This is a genomic window from Propioniciclava soli (assembly GCF_038502305.1).
GTDB lineage: Bacteria > Actinomycetota > Actinomycetes > Propionibacteriales > Propionibacteriaceae > Propioniciclava > Propioniciclava soli.
In genome coordinates this window covers 3,209,839-3,228,724 of sequence record NZ_CP115965.1, presented here as the reverse complement: position 1 = coordinate 3,228,724, position 18,886 = coordinate 3,209,839, and the positions used below count along the sequence as shown (strand labels likewise).

Here is an 18,886-nt window from a genome sequence, read left to right as displayed (position 1 = left end):
CGCCGGTGTCGACCAGGCGTGCTTGTGCATGGGTCGTCGACGCGAATCCCCCGATTGCCGTCGAGGAGGCGTGCTTGTGCATGGGTCGTCGACGCCGGGGAACCGTTTGCGTCGACGACCAGGTCCTGTGCCAGGTTCTCGACGGGGCGCCCCTCCGATCCCGACCCCCGTCGGCCCGACCCGCCCCCTGTCGTTCGTGTCGCGACCCTGCCCCTGAATGCGCCTCCCTGCCGGGGGGCCCACCCCCCTGCCGTTGCCACGCTAGGGAGGTGCAAGTCGGGCAGGGTGGCGGTGCCAGTGGCAGGGAGGCGATGGCGACGGCAGGGTGGCGGCCCCTGCGGGACGGGGTGCTGGGGCTTGGTCTTGTCAGTTCGGACGTGTCGGCACCGGGTGGTCACGGTGGCGCCAAAGCAGGGACGCGACTGGCGGCTGGCGGCGTCCACGGGGGTCGTCGACTCGGCCTCGCGCACTCTGCGGTTGGCCGTCGCTGCCTCCCTGTCGTTGGCGTCGCGACCCTGCCTTTGAATGCGCCTCCCTGCTGGAGGCCCACCCCCCTGCCGTTGCACCCTGCGTGTCAGCCTGTTGTGGGACAGCGGGGTGGTGGAGAGGATTGATGATGGATAACGATGATGTTCCGTTCCGGCCGTCTCGTTCGAGCAAGTTCACCCCGCAGCAGCGTTGGGCGTTGTTGTTGGAGTATGACCAGTGTCTGGAACGAGGGAGTCGGGTGGCGTTTTGTCGGCGAATCGGGGTGTCGTCGTACACGATGAACTCGTGGGTGCAGCAGCGGGCGGCTGGGTTGATCACGGAGCCTGACCCGGCTCGTTCGCGTGGGGATCGGAGGGGCGTGTTGACGTATGAGGAGCGGCAGGAGCTGGAACGGCTCCGCCGGCAGAATGAACGCCTCAAGGTGGAGTTGGAGCAGTCCAGAGCGGCTGCTGACATCTTGGGAAAAGCTGCCGCGTTCTTGGAGGGGTTGGCCAAGAACGCGGATCAGAACCAGACCCAACCGGAGCCTCCACCGGTGCCGGGCCGGCCGGCGTGGCTGGCCGATTCCGATACCTCGAGTTTGCCCTCGATACCGCCACGTCCCTCGAAGGGGTTGGGGTGAGCGTGGTCCAGGCATGTCGCTGGCTCGGGGTGTCGCGGTCCACGCTGTATCGGTATCGCAACCCGAACCCGGCTGGTGGGGTGGTGGTGCCGCACGCGGAGCGGAACTATCCCCAGCGGCTCGCCCCTGCCGAGACTGAAGCTGTCGTGGCTAGGTTGAACGCTGAGGACGTGGCCGACATGTCGATCAGGGAAGGGTTCTACCATCTGCTCGATCGCGGGGAGTACCTGTGCTCGCTGGCCACGATGCACCGGATCATGCGGCGAGCCGGGCAGTCCACCGATCGTCGTCGACAACGGACCCGGACCGGTGTCAGGGGCCGGCGTCATGCGCCACGCCTGCACGCGACCGCGCCCCGGCAGGTGTGGTGTTGGGACATCACCAACGTGCAGGGCCCGGGACGGATCTGGTTCAAGCTGTATGTCGCGATCGATCTGTACTCCCGCTACGTGGTCGCGCACCGGGTCGAACACCACGAACGGCCCGACCTGGCCAAAGACATGTTCCAAAAGGCGTTCACCGACCAACACTGCGTTCCTGCGGTCATCCACGCCGACAACGGCTCCCCGATGCGTGCCGGCACCCTCACCGACATGTTCAGGTTGTTGCACATCACCACGTCCCACTCCCGGCCCCGAGTGTCCAACGACAACCCGTTCGCTGAAGCCGTCTTCAAAACCGTGAAGTACGACCTCGCCTACCCCGGCCGGTTCGACACCATCGACCAGGCCCAAGCCTGGTTCACCGCCTTCTTCGACCACTACAACAACCACCATCACCACGCAGGCCTGGCCGGTCACACCCCCGCCCGCGTCCATGACGGCACCTGGCCCACCACCCACGACCTGTGGACCACCACCAAAACCGCTTACGCCGCCAAACACCCCACCCGCCACCCCAAACCCCCGAAAACCCCCACACCCCCAGACCACGTCTGGATCAACCAACCCCCAACCCAACTGTCCCAAACAGCTTGATTCATTCCGTGCAACGCTAGGGGGGTGGAGGTCGGGCAGGGTGGCGGTGCGAACGGCGGGGAGGCAATCGCAACGGCAGGGTGGCGACGCCTCCGGCAGCAACGCGACGCCAGCGGCAGTGTGGCGGCCGTCCGATTAGGCCAACTCCCCGCGGTGGACGCCTCGAACGGCCTGCTTGACCTCCGGGATTCGCGTCGGGGACGCGCTGAGCTCGGCGACGCCGAGGCGCAGCAGGGTGGCCGTCTGGGTGGTGTCGCCCGCCAGGTCGCCGCAGACGGCCACGTCGACACCGGGCAGGCCTGCGCACGTCAGCCGGATCAGCTCCAGCACCGCCGGGTCGTCCTGGCGGGCGAGGCCGCCGACGTCGGGATCCGTGCGGTCGGCGGCGCCGGCGTATTGCGCCAGGTCGTTGGTGCCGACGCTGGCGAAGTCCACGATCCCCGCGAAGTCACCCGCCCGCAGCGCCACGACGGGCACCTCCACCATGATGCCCACCGGCACCGGCCCAGCTCCCAACTCACGCTGCACCGCGTCGAGGACGCCCCGCGCCCACGTCACGTCGTCGGCCGAGCTCACCATCGGGAACATCACCCGCACGTCCGCGTCGCGCGCCGCCAGCAGTACGGCCCGCAACTGCTCGGCGAACACGTCCTCCGCGAGCCGCATCGCCCGGATGCCGCGCAGGGCCATGGCCGGGTTGTCCGGCGTCCCGGTCGGCACGAAGGCCAGCGGCTTGTCGGCGCCGGCGTCCCACGTCCGGATCGTCACCGGCCGGCCCCCGAGCGCCCGCGCGATCTCCACGTAGGCCGCCGCCTGCTCCTCCGCGGAGGGGGCGTCCACCCGCGAGGAGTACAGGATCTCCGAGCGCAGCAGCCCCACGCCGTCCGCCCCGAACCGCTCGCTCTCCCGGGCGTCGGCCAACGTCGAGACGTTCGCCAACACCGGCACGCGGACGCCGTCGGTCGTCACCGCGTCCTCGTGCGCACGCGCCAGCGCGCGCTGGGCGGTGCGTCGGCGGTGGACGCGCACCTCGGCCAGCAGCGAGCGGCGCGCCGGGCTCGGGCGGCGCCACAGGTCGCCGGTCACCGGGTCGAACGCCACCTGGTCCCCGTCCCGCAGCGTGGCGGCGTCGCGCCGGCCGGGCAGCACGGCAATGCCCCGGCCCCGCGCCGTCAGGACGCCGTGGCCGGTGGCCCCGCCGCTGGTCGTGATGACGCCGAGGCAGGTCCGGCGGTCCAGCCGCAGCGCGGTGGGGGCGTCCAGCTCGTCGACGACCCACACGCGTGGCTCGTCGGGCCCCTCGTCGACCAACGGCCGCTCCATGAGGGCCAGGTGCAGCAGGCGGCGCAGGCCCCGCAGGTCTTGGGCGCGCTCGCGCAGGAAGGGGTCGCTCAGCGCCTCGAACTCCCGCACCGCCCGCGTCAGCTCGCTGCCCACCGACTCGACGGCGCTGAACCCCTCCGTGATCCGGGTGACGATCTCGTGGTTGAGCGCCCGGTCGGTCAGCAGGGTGGCCTCCGCGGCGACGATGCCCGTCGGGTCGCCGCCGGCGGCGAGGTCGGCCAGGAACTCCTTGACCTGGGCCACGGCGGCGAAGAAGCGGTCGAGCTCGTCCTTGGGCGTGCCCGGCACATAGCCCTGCAGGGGCGGGCCGGACGAGCGCAGGATCACCTGCCCCACCACGGGCAGGGTGTCCGAGGGGCCCATGGCCTCGGCCGGCGTTCCTGGGGGGGCGACCCCGGTCACCGGTGCCTGCCGGCGGCTGGCGCTCTCGCCGAAGTCGCGGGCCGAGAGGTCGGCCAGCACCCGGCGGGCCTCCTCGGCCTCGGGGCCGCTGATGCGCGCCTGCAGCACCTGGCCGCGGCCCACCTGCAGCGCGGTCACCCTGGACAGGCTGGTCGCCCGCGCCGGGCCGGCACCGGTGGTGGCATTGCTGAGCAGCACCTCGGCGGCGATGTCGCCCAGCGCCGTCACCACGGTGGCGGCCGGACGCAGGTGCAGGCCCCGCGCGTTGCGGACGGTGGCGCGCCACACCAGCGACGTGTCCTTCGGGGTGGGCGCGGGCGTGGTCAGCAGGGGCGGGGCGGGCACGTTGTCGTCCACGTGCGAGCGCTTGGTCTCCACCGCGCGGCGTGCGGCGGCGTCCGCCTCCTCCAACGACGCCCCCGCGGACGCCGCCGCGACCGCCGCCACGAGCCCCTCCACCAGCGGCGCGGACGTGATGCGCACCTCGGCGTCGAACGAGGCGGGCAGGAACTCCACGGCGAGCTCGGCGCTCATCAGGGCGCTGCCCAGATCCAGGAAGACGAGGACGCCGTCGCCGCTGTTCGCGGCCACGATGGCCTTGGTGATCGCCGCGGCGTCCGTGCCGAGGGCCCCGTCCGCGACGCCGGCGGCGACGAGCACGGTGGGTGCGTCGTCGCCCGCCACGCGGGTCGCGAAGGCGACGGCGGCGGTGGCCAACTCCCGGGAGTGGCAGACGACGACGATGCCCATCATGGCGCGGGTGCCGTCGATCGCCGGATGATCAGGTCGGGGTGGAAGAGCACCTCGGTCGTGTCGAGCGGGGTGCCGTCCATCGCCCGCAGCAGCGCGGCGACGGCGGCCGAGGTGATCGCCCCCACGGGCTGGCGGACGGTCGTCAGCGCCGGCTCGGTGAACGCCATCAGGGGGCTGTCGTCGAACCCGACCACCGACAGGTCCTCGGGCACGCCCAGGCCCCGGACGCGCGCCTCGCGGACGGCGCCGAGCGCCATGAGGTCGGAGCCGCACACGATCGCCGTGTGGCCGGACGCCACGAGCCGCCCGGTGGCCACCTGCCCCCCCTCGGCGGTGAACTGCGTCATCGCCACGGAGTCGGCGCCGAACCCCAACGCCCGGAACGCGGCCACCTTGCGCCGCGCGGGCAGGAAGCGGTCGGGCCCCACCGCGAGGCCGATGCGGGTGTGGCCCAGCGAGCGCAGGTGCGCCACGGACGACGCCACTGCCTCGGCGTCCGAGCACGAGAAGAAGCCTGCCTCGAGCTGTTCGCTGGGGGAGTTGATGAAAACGGTGGGGATGCCGGCCTCCAGCACCCGCTCGTACGGCTCCACCGGCAACGTGTTGTTCGCGGGCATGCCCGAGATGGAGATGATGCCCGCGATGTCCATGGTCAGCAGGGTCTCGAGGTGCTGTTCCTCGCTGGTGCCGCTCGGCCCGGCCGGGCAGACGAAGTTCGGCACGCCCGCGGAGTAGAGCAGGGTGTCGGCCATCTCGGCGAAGGCCGCGAAGGACGGATTGGAGAGTTCCCCGGTCATGATGGCCACGGGCCCCGGCCGCCGGGTGGGCCGCTCGAGGGGGTAGTGCAGGGCGGCCGCCGCCGCGTGCACCGCGTCCCGGGTGTCGCTGCGGACGCCGGGCTTGCCGTTGAGCACGCGGGAGACGGTGGCCGTCGAGACGCCCGCGGCGTGCGCGAGATCCACCAAGCGTGCCTTGGCGTGGTTCATCTGGACGTGCCCTCCCTCCGCGTCGTTGACGGAACGTTGCGAGTCTAGTGCAAAGTTTTCGGTCCGCTTCCACCGTCGGAAGTCACGACGCTCCGCATGAACTGTGGCAGCTGCCACCCGCCGGAACCAGCCTCGTTATGAAAGCGTTACGAAGATTTGGCGGCTGCTTGCAGAAAGTGGGCTACTCTGCTTGCAGACAGGGGCGCGCAGAGGAGCAGCCCCCCAGCAAGGAGATACAGATGCGCAAGAGCATTGTTGCAGCGCTCGCCGCGGGCATGAGCCTCACCCTGGCTGCCTGCGGTGGCGGTACCGCCACCACCACGCCCGCGCCGGGCGGAGCCGACACCACGGCTGCTGCTCCGGCGGACGCCGGCACGCTGACGGTCTGGGTCGACGAGACCCGCATCGACGCGTTCACCGAGCTGGGTGCCGATTTCCAGGCCACCAGCGGGGTGTCGCTCGACCTCGTCCAGAAGCCGACCGGCGACATCAAGACCGACTTCATCGCCCAGGCCCCGACCGGCGAGGGCCCCGACCTGATCGTCACCGCGCACGACGCGACGGGTGACCTCGTGAGCAACGGCGTCGTGGCCCCGGTGGAGCTGGGCAACGCCATCGACGGCCTCTCGGACGCGTCGAAGGCCGCGTTCACGTGGGACGGCCAGCTGTATGGCGTCCCCTACGCCATCGAGAACATCGGCCTCGTGCGCAACAACGCCCTGGTGCAGGACACCCCGGCCACGTTCGACGAGCTCGTGACGCAGGGCAAGGGCGCGGGCACGCAGTTCCCGATCGTGATCCAGCAGGGTGACGGCGGCGACGCCTACCACCTGTACCCGCTGCAGACCTCCTTCGGGGCGCCGGTGTTCACCAGCTCCAACGGCGAGTACACCACCGAGCTCGGCATGGAGGGCCCGGAGGGCCAGGCGTTCGCCACCTACCTCCGCAAGCTCGCCGACGAGGGCGCGCTGAACGCCAACATCGGCGGCGACCAGGCCAAGCAGGCCTTCCTCGACGGCCAGTCGCCCTACATCGTGACGGGCCCCTGGTGGACCAGCGACTTCGTCGACGCCGGCCTCGACATCACCGTGCTGCCGATCCCGTCGGCCGGTGGCCAGCCGTCCGCGCCGTTCCTCGGCGTCCAGGGCGTCTACCTGTCCTCGCACTCGGAGAACGCGCTGCTCGCCAACCAGTTCCTCGACTACATGACGTCGGAGGACGCCCAGACCAAGCTCTACGAGCTGGGTGGCCGGACGCCGGCCAACACCGCCGCGGCCGAGGCCATCGACGACCCGATCATCGCCGGTTTCGCCGAGGCGGGCGCCGACGGTGAGCCGATGCCGGCCATCCCCGAGATGGCCGCCGTGTGGAACTTCTGGGGTGCCACCGAGGTCAGCATCATCAACGGCCAGGCCGCCGATCCCGCGGCCGCGTGGCAGGAGATGAACAACAACATCAAGGCCGCCTTCTGAGTCCGTCTCGCAGGTGACCTGACGACGCGGGGTGGTGCTGCAAGCGCCACCCCGCGTCGTCTCACACCCGCAGCGGACACCCGGCCCGAAAGGATCCGTCGTGAGCACCGACACCCAGCCTCCCGAGGCGCCGCCGACGTCGACGTCGGCCCCCCAGCTCTCCCACGCCCGCGACCTCTCGCGGCCCGGCTTCTACGTGAAGCTGGTGCTGATGATGCTCGTGAACGCCTTTGGGCTCTACGGCATCATGGCCGCGTTCGGCCAGGAGCAGTGGGTCATTCTCGCCGTTCTCGTGGTGACGCTCGTCGTCGCCGACTACGTGTACTTCTCCAAGCGCAGCATCCCGGCCAAGTACCTGATGCCCGGCCTGGTGTTCCTGCTGGTCTACCAGATCTACGTCATGGCCAACACGGCCGTGGTCGCCTTCACCAACTACGGCGACGGGCACAACGACCTCAAGGGCCCGGCCATCACGCAGATCCTCAAGACCTCCGACCGTCGGCTCGACGGCACCCCCACGTACCCCGTCACCGTGGTGGACGTGAACGGCTCCCTCGGCTTCGCCGTGGTGGAGGACGACGAGGTGCTCGTCGGCACCCAGGAGGATCCGCTCGAGCCGGTCACCGGCGCGGTGGAGTCCGGCGGCCGGGTCACGCAGGTGCCGGGGGCGTCCGTGCTGCCGCTCGCCGAGATCCAGCAGCGGCAGAACGAGGTGCTCGACCTGCGCGTCAGTGTCTCCGACGACCCGGACGACGGCTGGCTGCGCACCGACAACGGCACCACGGCCTACCAGGCGCGCTCGGTGCTGCGCTACGACGAGGCAGCCGACACGTTCACGGCCGAGAATGGCACGGTCTACACCGCCGACCCGGCCCAGGGCCTGTACGTCGCGCCGGACGGCACGTCGCTCAGCCCCGGTTGGCGGGTGTTCGTCGGCACCGACAACTTCACGCGGATGTTCACCGACAGCCGGCTGCAGGGCCCGTTCCTGTCCATCCTGCTGTGGACGTTCGCGTTCGCCATCCTCAGCGTGCTCACCACGTTCGCGCTGGGGCTGCTGCTCGCGGTCGTGTTCAACGACGAACGGGTGAAGGGACGCCGCTTCTACCGGGCCATGTTCATCCTGCCGTACGCCTTCCCGGGTTTCCTCGCCGCGCTGGTGTGGAAGGGCATGCTGAACCAGAACTTCGGCATCATCAACCAGACGTTGCTGAACGGCGCCACCATCAACTGGCTGGGCGACGGCACGCTGGCGAAGCTCAGCATCCTCGGCGTCAACCTCTGGTTGGGCTTCCCGTACATGTTCCTGATCTGCACCGGCGCGCTCCAGTCGATCCCCGGTGAGCTCACCGAGGCCGGCATCATGGACGGCGCCGGGCCGTGGCGGCGGTTCTGGAACCTGACGCTGCCGCTGCTCATGGTCTCGGTGGCGCCGCTGCTGATCGCCAGCTTCGCGTTCAACTTCAACAACTTCTCGCTGATCTACATGTTGACCGGCGGCGGGCCGAACTATCCGGGCGCCCCGCTCATCATCGGTGAGACCGACATCCTCATCTCGATGGTCTACTCCGTGGCCTTCGAGTCGGGGGTCCGGCAGTTCGGCCTCGCCAGCGCCTTGTCGATCCTGATCTTCGTCGTGGTCGGCTTCATCTCGTGGTTGGGCTTCCGCCAGACCCGCAAGCTCGAGGAGATCATCTGATGAGCACCGTCGCCAAGATCGAACTCGACAACGCCAACGACACCCGGCTGCGGGGCGTCCGCTGGTGGAAGGAGGTCGGCTGGAAGCACCTGTTCGCGATCGCCATGATCGCCTACTGCGTCTTCCCGATCCTCTACGTCCTCTCCGCGGCGCTGAACCCCGGTGGCACGCTGACCGGTTCCACCCGGTTGTTCACCGCGGTCTCGCTGCAGAACTTCACCGAGTTGTTCACCAACACGAACTTCCCGCGGTGGATCCTGAACAGCTTCATTGTGTCGACCGTCACCGCCGTGGGCACCGTCATCATGGGCGCGGCTGCGGCGTACGCCTTCAGCCGATTCCGGTTCGTCGGACGCCGCGGCGGCCTGACGGCGCTGCTCATCATCCAGATGTTCCCCCAGATGCTGGCGTTCATCGCCATCTTCCTGCTGCTGTTGACGCTGCGCGACATCTACCCCTTCCTCGGGTTGGAGTCGCTGTTCGGCCTCATCGCCGTGTACCTCGGCGGGGCCCTGGGGGCGAACACGTTCCTGATGTACGGCTTCTTCAACACCATTCCGGCCGAGCTGGACGAGGCCGCCAAGATCGACGGCGCCACGCACGCCCAGATCTTCTGGGGCATGATCATGCGCCTGGTCACGCCCATCCTGGCCGTGGTGGGGCTGTTGTCGTTCGTCGGCACCTACGGTGAGTTCATCCTGGCCCGCATCGTGCTGGCCCGGCCCGAGAACTACACCCTGGCGGTGGGCCTGTACGTGTGGGGCTCCGACGAGCGCAACGCCCCGTGGGGCCTGTTCGCCGCCGGCGCCGTCGTGGCCGCCGTGCCGATCATCCTGCTGTTCATGTACCTGCAGAAGTACATCGTCTCCGGCCTGACCGCCGGCGGCGTGAAGGGCTGATCAGCGCCAGTCCGACGGGCCGGTCGAGCCGGCGGCGTACTCGTCCATCGGGACGTCGCCGGCCGCCCAGGCGTCCACGACGGGCTGCAGGATGCGCCAGCACTCCTCGGTCATGTCGCCGCGGACGCTGAGCAGAGGGTCGCCGTCCAAGATGCCCTGCAGGATTTCGCCGTAGGGTCGGACGGGCGACTCGGTGAGGTCGGCCGCCAGCGAGGTCTGCTCCAGGTCCCACCGATCGCCCTCGGCGTTGGTGTTCAGGCTCAGCGCGATGGATTCCGGCGTCATGCCGATGACGAGCACGTTCGGCTCCGCGGTGTTGTGGAAGCCGGCCGGCAGGTGCACCACGGGCCGGAACTTGACGACGATGCCGCGGAACCCGTCGCCCAACGCCTTGCCGCTGCGCAGCCGGAACGGCACACCCGCCCACCGTGAGTTGCGGATCTCGACGGTCACCTCGGCGAGGGTGTCGGTGTTGCGCTCGGGGTCGACCCCCTTCTCGTCGGTGTAGGACGGGATGTCCTTGCCGTCGATCTGCCCCGCCGTGTAGCGCGCCCGGCGGGAGGCCTGCACCGGGTCGTCCCCGGCCAGGTGGGTCGAGCGCAGCAGGTGCACGACGAGGTCGCGCAGCTCCACCTCGTCGATGCTGGCCGGCTCCTCCATGGCCAGCATCGCCATGACGAGCAGCAGGTGCGACTGGATCATGTCGCGCAGCGCGCCCGCCTTGTCGTAGTAGCCGGCCCGGCCCTCGAGGGCGAGCGTCTCGTCGGCGATGATCTCGACCCGCTCGATGTTCACCGTGTTCCAGATGGGCTCGAAGATGCGGTTGCCGAACCGCAGGCCGAGCAGGTTCAGCACGGTGGCCTTGCCGAGGTAGTGGTCGACGCGGAAGATCTGCCGCTCCGGCACCAGTTGTGCCAGCAATCGGTTGAAGTCCTGCGCGGAGGCGAGGCTCGACCCGAAGGGCTTCTCAATGGCGAGCCGGATGCCCGGCGGCAGGTCGAACTGCGTCATGGCCTGGCACGCCTGCTGGCTGATGGCCGGCGGCAGCGCGAAGTACACCACGATGGGGCGTCCCTCGGCGGCGAGCCGGCCCAGGAACTCCTCCAGCGCGCTCGGGTTGGTCACGTCGAGGTGCTCGAACGTCGTGTCGTCGATCATCGGCTCGATCCGGTCGGCGCGGCAGCCGCCCTCGGCCAGGCCCTCGCGGACGCGCTGCGTCCACTGCTCAGCCGTCAGGTCGTCCGACGCCGCCCCGACCAGGTGCACGCGGTACCCGGGGCGCGCGTGCAGCAGGGTGCCGAGGCCGGGCAACAGCAGGCGATGGGTGAGGTCACCCGAGGCGCCGAGAATGACGAGTGTGACCGGAGAGTTCTCCATCGGGACCCCTTTGGGCGAGAGCGTGGCACGGACGCGCCCACGGTACTCGCATCGGGAGGGGGCCGGGACGAGGTGGTCATGACGCGCGGGCCACGATGCGCTCGCCCCCACGATCCGCACCGGCGCTCCTGCGCGTCACGACCGGTCCCTGTGACAGGGCCCGGGGCCTGCCGATCCCCCAATAGGCAGGCCCCCGGCCCTTCATCAGGAACGATAGTCGGGCCCAGTGAGGAAAACCTGTCCCCGTGGGGGTGACTGAAGACGCCCGCGCCCCCACCCCGGTGGCCGTCCGCGCCTGCGCCCGGCGATAGGCTGGAGCGGTGACTGAATCCGCCCAGCCCAGTGCAGCCCAGCCCCGAGCAGCGCAGCCCGTGACGGAGCAGCCCGTCGCCGAGCAGGTCCAGGTGCGCCTGGCGAAGCGGGAGCGGCTGCTGGCCGCCGGCGGCGAGGCCTACCCGGTCGAGGTGGCCCGCACGCACGCCCTGGCCGCCGTGCGCGCGCAGTGGGGGCACCTGGAGGCCGGGCAGGAGACCGACGAGGTCGTCAGTGTCACCGGGCGCGTGATCTTCGTCCGCAACACCGGCAAGCTCTGCTTCGCGACGCTGGCCGACCAGTTCACCCCGGACGCCGACGGCGACCGCCTCCAGGTGATGCTCAGCCTCGCCGAGGTGGGCCAGGAGTCGTTGGACGCCTGGAAGGCCGACATCGACCTCGGTGACTTCGTCTCGGTGACGGGGCGGGTCATCTCCTCCCGGCGTGGTGAGTTGTCGGTGATGGCGACGGGGTGGGCGCTGGCGTCCAAGGCGCTGCGGCCGCTGCCGACCCTGCACAAGGACCTGGCGGAGGAGACCCGCGTCCGCCAGCGCTACGCCGATCTCGTCGTGCGCCCGGAGGCGCGCGCGATGGTGCGGACGCGGGCGGCGGTCACCCGCTCGATCCGCGAGACGCTGCACCGCCTGGGTTTCATCGAGGTGGAGACCCCGGTGCTGCAGCTGATCCACGGCGGCGCCGCGGCGCGGCCGTTCACCACGCACCTCAACGCGTTCGACATCGACATGACGCTGCGGATTGCGCTGGAGCTCAACCTCAAGCGGGCCATGGTCGGCGGCACCGACCGCGTCTACGAGTTGGGGCGCATCTTCCGCAACGAGGGGATCGACAGCTCGCACTCCGCCGAGTTCACGATGCTGGAGGCCTACCAGGCGTGGACCGACCAGGCCGGCATCGCCGCCACCACCCAGCAGATCGTGGTGGACGCCGCGGACGCGGTCGGCTCCCGGCAGATGGAGACCGAGGCCGGCGTGATCGACCTGGACGGGCAGTGGCGCTGGCTGCCGCTGTTCGAGGGGCTGTCGGAGCAGGTCGGTGAGGAGATCTCGCTCGCCACCCCGGTCGGGACGCTGCAGGCCGTCGCGGACGCCCACGAGCTCGAGTACAACCCGGCGTGGGGCACCGACAAGCTGGCCGTGGAGCTCTTCGGCGAGCTCGTCGAGCCCGGCCTGCTGCAGCCGACGTTCGTGTGCGACTACCCGGCCATCGCCCAGCCGCTCGCGCGCCCGCACCGCAGCGAGCCCGGCCTCATCGAGGCGTGGGACCTCATCATCGGCGGCGTCGAGCGCGGCACCGGGTTCTCCGAGCTCATCGACCCGGTGATCCAGCGGCAGCGGTTCGTCGAGCAGTCGTTGCTCGCGGCCGGCGGCGACCCCGAGGCGATGCAGCTCGACGAGGACTTCCTCAACGCGCTCGAGTTCGGGGCCCCGCCGATGGGCGGCCTGGGCCTGGGCGTCGACCGGCTGATGATGCTGCTCACCGGCCGCGGCATCCGCGAGACGATCCTGTTCCCACTGCTCAAGCCGCAGGGCTGAGCCGGGCTCATTCCTCCTGCCTCACTCCTCCAGCGTGCTGAGGTCGCCCTCGTCCAGACCTTGGGCGCGGGCCTTGAGGACGCGGCGCATGATCTTGCCCGAGCGCGTCTTGGGCAGCTTCTCGACGACGTCGATGGCGTCCGGCTTGGCGATGGGGGAGAGGTGCTGGGCCACGTGGGCGCGGAGCTCCTCGGCGAGCGTCGGGGTCTCCTTCTCCCCGACCCGGAGCACCACGTAGGCGTGGATGGCGTTGCCCTTCACCTCGTGCGGCAGGCCGATCGCGGCCGCCTCCGAGACCGCCGGGTGGGACACCAGGGCCGACTCCACCTCGGCGGTGCCTAGGCGGTGACCGGAGACCTTGATGACGTCGTCGGTGCGCCCGATGATCCAGAGGTAGCCGTCGGCATCCCGGCGGGCGGAGTCCCCGGCCAGGTAGACGCCGGGGTAGGTCGACCAGTAGGTGTCGACGTAGCGCTGGTCGTCGCGGTACAGGGTGCGCAGCATCGCCGGCCACGGGTTCTTCAGCACGAGGAAGCCCTCCTCGCCGTCGGGCACCTCGTTGCCGTCGGCGTCCAGGATCGCGACGTCCTGGCCGAAGAACGGCTTGCCGGCCGAGCCTGGCTTCTGCGGCTCGCCCGGGGTCTGCGTGATCTGGAACATGCCGGTCTCGGTCTGCCACCAGGTGTCCATGATCGGGCACTGCTCCTTGCCGATCACGCGGTGGAACCAGTGCCACGCCTCGGGGTTGATCGGCTCGCCCACCGAACCCAGCAGGCGCAGCGAGCTCAGGTCGTGGCGGTTCGGCCAGGCCTCGCCGAAGCGCATGAGCGAGCGAATCGCCGTGGGCGCGGTGTAGAACTGCGTGATGCCGTAGTACTCGATGAGCTGCCACCAGCGGTTGGGGTAGGGGTAGGTCGGGCCGCCCTCGAACATGAACACCGTGGCCCCGGTGAGCAGCGGCCCGTAGACCAGGTAGGAGTGGCCGGTCACCCAGCCCGGGTCGGCGGTGCACCACCAGCGATCCTCCGGGCGCATGTCGAAGGTGTACTTCAACGTGGTGTACGTGCCGACCATGTAGCCGCCGTGGGTGTGCAGGATCGCCTTCGGCTTCCCCGTCGAGCCCGAGGTGTAGAGGATGTACAGGGGGTCCTCGGAGTCCAGCGACACGGTCTCGCAGGTGCCCTTGGCGATGGGCAGCGCGAGCAGGTCGGAGTACCAGTGGTCACGCAGCGCGTCCATCGTCACCTCGTTGCCGGCCCGCCGGACCACGATGACGTTCTCCACCGTGGGGGAGTAGCGGACGGCCTCGTCGACGATGCTCTTCAGCGGGAACACCGAGCCGTTCACGAACGAGCCGTCGGCGGTGATGACGAGCTTGGACTCGGAGTCGTCGATGCGCGAGGCCAGGGCGTCGGAGGAGAACCCGGCGAAGATCACCGAGTGGACGGCGCCGATCTTCGCGCACGCCAGCATCGCGAAGAACACCTCGGGGATGCGGGGCAGGTAGATGGTGACGCGGTCGCCCTTCGTGATGCCCATCGCCTTGATGATGTTCGCCATCATGTTCACCTGGCGGTTGAGCGAGTAGTAGCTGTAGGTCTTGTGCTCCGAGCCGTCCTCGCTCTGCCAGATGAGCGCCAGCTTGTTCTTGTTGGGGCCCGTCAGGTGCCGGTCGAGGCAGTTGTGGACGATGTTGCAGCGCGCGCCGGTGAACCAGCGGTAGAACGGGGCGTCGCTGTCGTCCAGCACCTTGTCCCACGGCTCGAACCATTCCAGCTCGTCGGCCATGTCGGCCCAGAACCCCTGCGGGTCGGCCAGCGCCTCGGCGCGCAGGGCGTCCGCATCGGGGACGTGGGCGGTGGCTGCCACGCTGCGGTCGGGGTGGAAGACGTCGCCGTCGAGCTCTGCCATGGGGGATCCCTCCGTTGGGCCAACGAGCGCCGAAGCGGCGCCCGTGCAACGGCGACCACCCTAACGGGCAAACGCGGTGGGATGAAGGGTCACTTCCACTGCGTGGCGACGGCGAAGGACGCCGCCATGAGGCCCATGCCGATCAGCATGTTCCAGTTGCCGAGCGCCGTCATGCCCGGCACGGTGATGCCGGTGGAGGTGGTGACGTAGTACACGACCAACCACAACACCCCGACGAGCAGAAGGGTGAGGAAGGTCGGCACCACCCAGCCGCGGCGGTTGCTGAGCGTCTGCTTCTTCCGGTTCTCGGCCCGCACCGCGTTGACCGACGCCTTGCGGGCGGACTTCTTCTTGAGCTCCGCCTGCTCGCGGCCCTTGGACTCCGGCACCCCATGCTCCTGCTGTTTGGTCGAACGGACCAGCTCACCCTACCCCAGTGGTCGGCGGTGGGCTCGGTTACGCTGGTGGCCATGGCCGGACGCGACACCTCCCGGACGCGCCGGGCGCGGCAGCGGCTCGGCGCCGCCCGCAGCCGCTTCGCCACCACCGCGTCCCCCCTGCGGTTGCTGACCGTGCTGGCCTGCGTGGTCGCCGGGTTCATGATGGCCACCGGCGCCCTGGCCTCGCGCGGCAACGACCTGCGTCCCGACCGCACGACCGAGCTCTCTCGCCTGGTCGCCCAGGAGGCCGACCGGGCGGACGCCCTCGCCCGCGACGCCGCGACGCTGCGCGCCGAGGTCGACGAGCTCACCCAGGCCAACGCCTCTCGCGCCGCCGGGCCGGACGCCGCCGAGATCGGTGCGGCGGCCGAGGCGGCGGCGTCCGTCGCCGTGGTCGGCCCCGCGGTCACCGTGACGTTGACCGACGCCCCGGCCTCGGTGCAGCCGGCCGGCGTCGACGCCGACCTCCTCGTGGTGCACCAGCAGGACATCCAGGCCGTCGCCAACGCCCTGTGGGCCGGTGGCGCGGAGGCCATGACCATCCAGGGCCAGCGCGTCTCGAGCCGCACCGGCATCAAGTGCGTGGGCAACACCGTGGTGCTGCACGGCGTCCCCTACGCCCCGCCCTACGTGATCACCGCCGTCGGCGACCAGGCCGCCCTCGAGCGCGCCCTGGCCGACTCCGCCTACCTGGACATCTACCGCCAGTACGTGGACGCCTACCGGCTCGGGTACGCCGTGGCCCGGACGCCGGAGGCGAGGCTTGCCGCCTACGAGGGGCCGGCGACGTTCGACCACGCGCGGGTCGCGGGGCGCTGAGCGGACGCCGCGGGCCCGGTGGGTGCGCGTGGGGGAGAATGGACGCCATGGCCCGGGTACTCGTCGTGGACAACTACGACTCGTTCGTCTACAACATCGTCTCCTACCTCGCCCAGATCGGCGCCGAGGTGGAGGTGTGGCGCAACGACGACGCGCGCTTCGAGGATCCCGACTGGCCCGACGGCTTCGACGGCGTCCTGCTCTCGCCGGGGCCGGGCACGCCCGAGGCCGCCGGCGTCTGCATCGACGTGGTGCGCACCCAGGCCGGCCGGCTGCCGATCTTCGGGGTGTGCCTCGGCCTGCAGTCGATCGGCGTGGCCTACGGGGGTGTCGTCGACCGCGCGCCCGAGCTGCTGCACGGCAAGACCTCGCTGGTGCACCACGACGGACGCGGCGTGTTCGCCGGCCTGCCCTCGCCGCTGACCGCCACGCGCTACCACAGCCTCGCCATCGAGCCGGCGACCCTGCCCGACTCCCTCGAGGTCTCCGCGCGCACCGAGTCCGGCGTCATCATGGCCGTGCGGCACCGCGAGCTGGCTGTGGAGTGCGTCCAGTTCCACCCAGAGTCCGTGCTCACCGAGGGCGGCTACCAGATGCTCGCCAACTGGCTCGCCGCCTGCGGCGACGCCGACGCCCCCGCCCGCGCGCAGGGCCTGGCGCCCCTCATGGCCGTCCAGGGCTGACCGACCGCGGTCGGCCTAGCCCGTGGGCTCCGGGGAGGGGCTGTCGACCGGCGGGGTGCTTGCCGTGGGTGAGGCGCTGGTGCCGGCCACGCCGACGACCAGCACGACCCGGCTGCTCTTCGCCACCTTGGAGTTCGCTTCGGGTTCGGTGTACATCACGTAGCCGACCAGATCCTCGGAGGCTGCGGCGTTGCGGGTGGTCACGTCGGTGAAGCCCAGGTCGGCGAGGCGCTGGGCGGCGTCCTCGAATGTCGAACCACGCAGGGTCGGGACGGTGGCCGCTCCGGTCGTGACGGTCAGCGTGATGCTGCTCGAGGTGGCCACCACCTCCCCCGCGGCAGGGGAGACGGCCGTGACGACGTCGGGGGCGGCGTCGGCGGGCTCTGAGGTGGCGACGGCGCGGTTCACATTCGTGAAACCGGCCTCGCCGAGTGCCGCCACCGCATCGTCGAACGACATGTCGACGAGCCCGTCCGGGATGGCGGCGCGCTCGGTCATGACGACCGTCAGGGTCACCTGGGCGCTGGTGGCGACGCTGGTGCCCGGGCTCGGGGAGACCGACAGCACCGTGCCGGCCGGGGTGTCGGCGGGCGCGTCGTCCTCCGCGGCGGGCGTCTGACCCACGTTGGGGAAGCCGGCGTCGAGGAGCCGCTGGCGGGCCTCCTCGTACAGCAGCCCCTCCAGCCCGTCAGGAATCTCCGCGCGCTCGGGGCCCGCGTTGACGGTCAGCGTCACGACCGACCCCTCCGGCACCACGGTGCCGGAGACGGGGTTGACCTGCGTGACGGTGCCGACGGTCGCGTCGTCGGGCCCCTGCACGGTGGTGACGGCGGCCTCCAGCCCGGCCTCGTCCAGGCGCGCCTCGGCAACCGCCTGGGTCTGGGTGAGCAGACCGCTCGGCACCGCGACCGTCACCGGCCCGGTGTCGCGGTTGATGAGGAGAAACGCCGCGACGGCGGCCACGAGCACCAGCAGGATGCCGACCGTCCAGCCGATCACCGCCCGCCTCCGCCGTTCGCCGACCGGCTCCATCGAGCCGGTCATCGTCGTCTCTGTCGCGCTGGGCGCGGACGTCGGCGACGTGAGGGGCACCATCGCGGTCGCCATCGGCGGCACGGCGGCGGCCACCATGGGGGCCACCGGTGGCGGCAGGGTCGCCTTGACGCGCTGCCCGCCGAGGATGCGGCCGATGTCGTCGCGCATCTCGGCCGCGGTCTGGTAGCGGGCGTCCGGCTCCTTGGCCAGCGCGCGCAGCACCACGGCGTCCATCGGGGCCGTCACCTCGGCGTCCAGCTCCGAGGGTGCCTTCGGGGTCTCGCGCACGTGCTGGTAGGCCACGGACACCGGGGAGTCCCCCTGGAACGGCGGACGCCCCACGAGCAGCTCGTACATGAGGCAGCCGGCGGAGTAGATGTCGGACCGGGCGTCGACGGTCTCGCCGCGCGCCTGCTCCGGGGAGAGGTATTGCGCCGTGCCGATCACCGCGGCGGTCTGCGTCATCGTCGACGAGGTGTCCGACACCGCCCGCGCGATGCCGAAGTCCATCACCTTGATCACGCCGGTGGGGGTCAGCATGACGTTGGCGGGCTTGATGTCGCGGTGGATGATGCCGGCCTTGTGGCTGTAGCTCAGGGCGTCCAGCACGCCCTGGGTGAACTCCAGGGCCCGGCGCGGCAGGATCGGACGCCCCTCGCGCAGGATCTCGCGCAGCGTGCGGCCCGGCACCAGCTCCATCACGATGTAGGGCACGGCGACGCCGGTGCGGGGGTCCTCATCCTCCCCGGTGTCGTAGACCGACACGATGTTCGGGTGGTTCAGCCCGGCCGCGGCCTGGGCCTCGCGGCGGAAGCGGGTCTGGAAGGTGGGGTCGGACGCCAGGTCGAGCCGCAGCTCCTTGACGGCGACGTCACGCCCAAGCCGGGTGTCGCGCGCCTGGCTGACCACCGCCATGCCGCCGCGGCCGATCACCTTGCCGAGCTGGTAGCGCCCGCCGAGAATCCGCGGCTCCGCCGCCGGGGTGTGCGGGGAGTACGGCGGCCCGGCGGGCGGCATCGCCCGGGTCGCGGCGACCTCGTCGCCGGCCGGGAACGCCTGGGTCGCTTCGGTTACCTCGCCGGCCTCGGCCCGCGTGCTCTCCTCGCTCCACTG

General features: G+C 70.7%; 13 protein-coding genes. 7 read left to right on the top strand and 6 right to left on the bottom strand.

The window, feature by feature from the left end; translation table 11 throughout:
• Positions 1 to 1,107: 1,107 nt before the first annotated feature.
• Positions 1,108 to 2,088 (top strand): IS3 family transposase, encoded by a 981-nt coding sequence (locus PCC79_RS14580; protein ID WP_342371676.1) that lies wholly within the window; start codon positions 1,108 to 1,110, stop codon positions 2,086 to 2,088.
• A gap of 135 nt (positions 2,089 to 2,223) precedes the next feature.
• Here PCC79_RS14580 and PCC79_RS14575 read toward each other — a convergent pair whose 3' ends face one another.
• The gene (locus PCC79_RS14575) at positions 2,224 to 4,587 is read right to left on the bottom strand and encodes a putative PEP-binding protein (protein ID WP_342372239.1); all 2,364 of its coding nucleotides are present in this window, start codon (positions 4,585 to 4,587) and stop codon (positions 2,224 to 2,226) included.
• A complete protein-coding gene (locus PCC79_RS14570) occupies positions 4,584 to 5,573 on the bottom strand; it encodes a LacI family DNA-binding transcriptional regulator (RefSeq protein WP_232547364.1) in 990 nt (329 codons plus the stop codon). Before PCC79_RS14570 ends, PCC79_RS14575 begins: the two co-directional genes overlap by 4 nt.
• 239 nt (positions 5,574 to 5,812) lie before the next feature.
• Here PCC79_RS14570 and PCC79_RS14565 point away from each other — a divergent pair, with 239 nt between their 5' ends.
• The 3 genes from PCC79_RS14565 (at position 5,813) to PCC79_RS14555 (ending at position 9,643) form a co-directional block, all read left to right on the top strand.
• Positions 5,813 to 7,045, top strand: coding sequence for a maltose ABC transporter substrate-binding protein (locus PCC79_RS14565; protein WP_342372238.1), 1,233 nt, complete (start codon positions 5,813 to 5,815; stop codon positions 7,043 to 7,045).
• A 100-nt stretch (positions 7,046 to 7,145) separates the two neighbouring features.
• Positions 7,146 to 8,744, top strand: coding sequence for an ABC transporter permease subunit (locus PCC79_RS14560; RefSeq protein ID WP_342372237.1), 1,599 nt, complete (start codon positions 7,146 to 7,148; stop codon positions 8,742 to 8,744).
• Positions 8,744 to 9,643 (top strand): sugar ABC transporter permease, encoded by a 900-nt coding sequence (locus tag PCC79_RS14555; protein ID WP_232547367.1) that lies wholly within the window; start codon positions 8,744 to 8,746, stop codon positions 9,641 to 9,643. The genes PCC79_RS14560 and PCC79_RS14555 overlap by 1 nt, the downstream gene beginning before the upstream one ends.
• Here the strand turns inward: PCC79_RS14555 and PCC79_RS14550 are convergent, their stop codons facing one another.
• The gene (locus tag PCC79_RS14550; protein ID WP_232547368.1) at positions 9,644 to 11,020 is read right to left on the bottom strand and encodes a glucose-6-phosphate dehydrogenase; all 1,377 of its coding nucleotides are present in this window, start codon (positions 11,018 to 11,020) and stop codon (positions 9,644 to 9,646) included.
• A gap of 371 nt (positions 11,021 to 11,391) precedes the next feature.
• On the opposite strand from PCC79_RS14550, the gene lysS reads away from it, so the two are divergent.
• Complete coding sequence (gene lysS, locus PCC79_RS14545) at positions 11,392 to 12,885, top strand: lysine--tRNA ligase (RefSeq protein WP_232547472.1); 1,494 nt, start codon at positions 11,392 to 11,394, stop codon at positions 12,883 to 12,885.
• A 21-nt stretch (positions 12,886 to 12,906) separates the two neighbouring features.
• Here the strand turns inward: lysS and acs are convergent, their stop codons facing one another.
• Positions 12,907 to 14,796 (bottom strand): acetate--CoA ligase, encoded by a 1,890-nt coding sequence (gene acs, locus PCC79_RS14540; protein WP_232547369.1) that lies wholly within the window; start codon positions 14,794 to 14,796, stop codon positions 12,907 to 12,909.
• Positions 14,797 to 14,885: 89 nt separating this feature from the next.
• A complete protein-coding gene (locus PCC79_RS14535) occupies positions 14,886 to 15,185 on the bottom strand; it encodes a cell division protein CrgA (protein ID WP_232547370.1) in 300 nt (99 codons plus the stop codon).
• Positions 15,186 to 15,266: 81 nt separating this feature from the next.
• On the opposite strand from PCC79_RS14535, the gene PCC79_RS14530 reads away from it, so the two are divergent.
• Complete coding sequence (locus tag PCC79_RS14530; RefSeq protein ID WP_232547371.1) at positions 15,267 to 16,055, top strand: DUF881 domain-containing protein; 789 nt, start codon at positions 15,267 to 15,269, stop codon at positions 16,053 to 16,055.
• Positions 16,056 to 16,102: 47 nt separating this feature from the next.
• Positions 16,103 to 16,738 (top strand): aminodeoxychorismate/anthranilate synthase component II, encoded by a 636-nt coding sequence (locus tag PCC79_RS14525; RefSeq protein ID WP_232547372.1) that lies wholly within the window; start codon positions 16,103 to 16,105, stop codon positions 16,736 to 16,738.
• A gap of 15 nt (positions 16,739 to 16,753) precedes the next feature.
• Here the strand turns inward: PCC79_RS14525 and pknB are convergent, their stop codons facing one another.
• Entirely contained in the window at positions 16,754 to 18,790 is a 2,037-nt protein-coding gene (gene pknB, locus PCC79_RS14520; RefSeq protein ID WP_425325678.1) for a Stk1 family PASTA domain-containing Ser/Thr kinase, read from the bottom strand.
• Positions 18,791 to 18,886 lie beyond the last annotated feature (96 nt).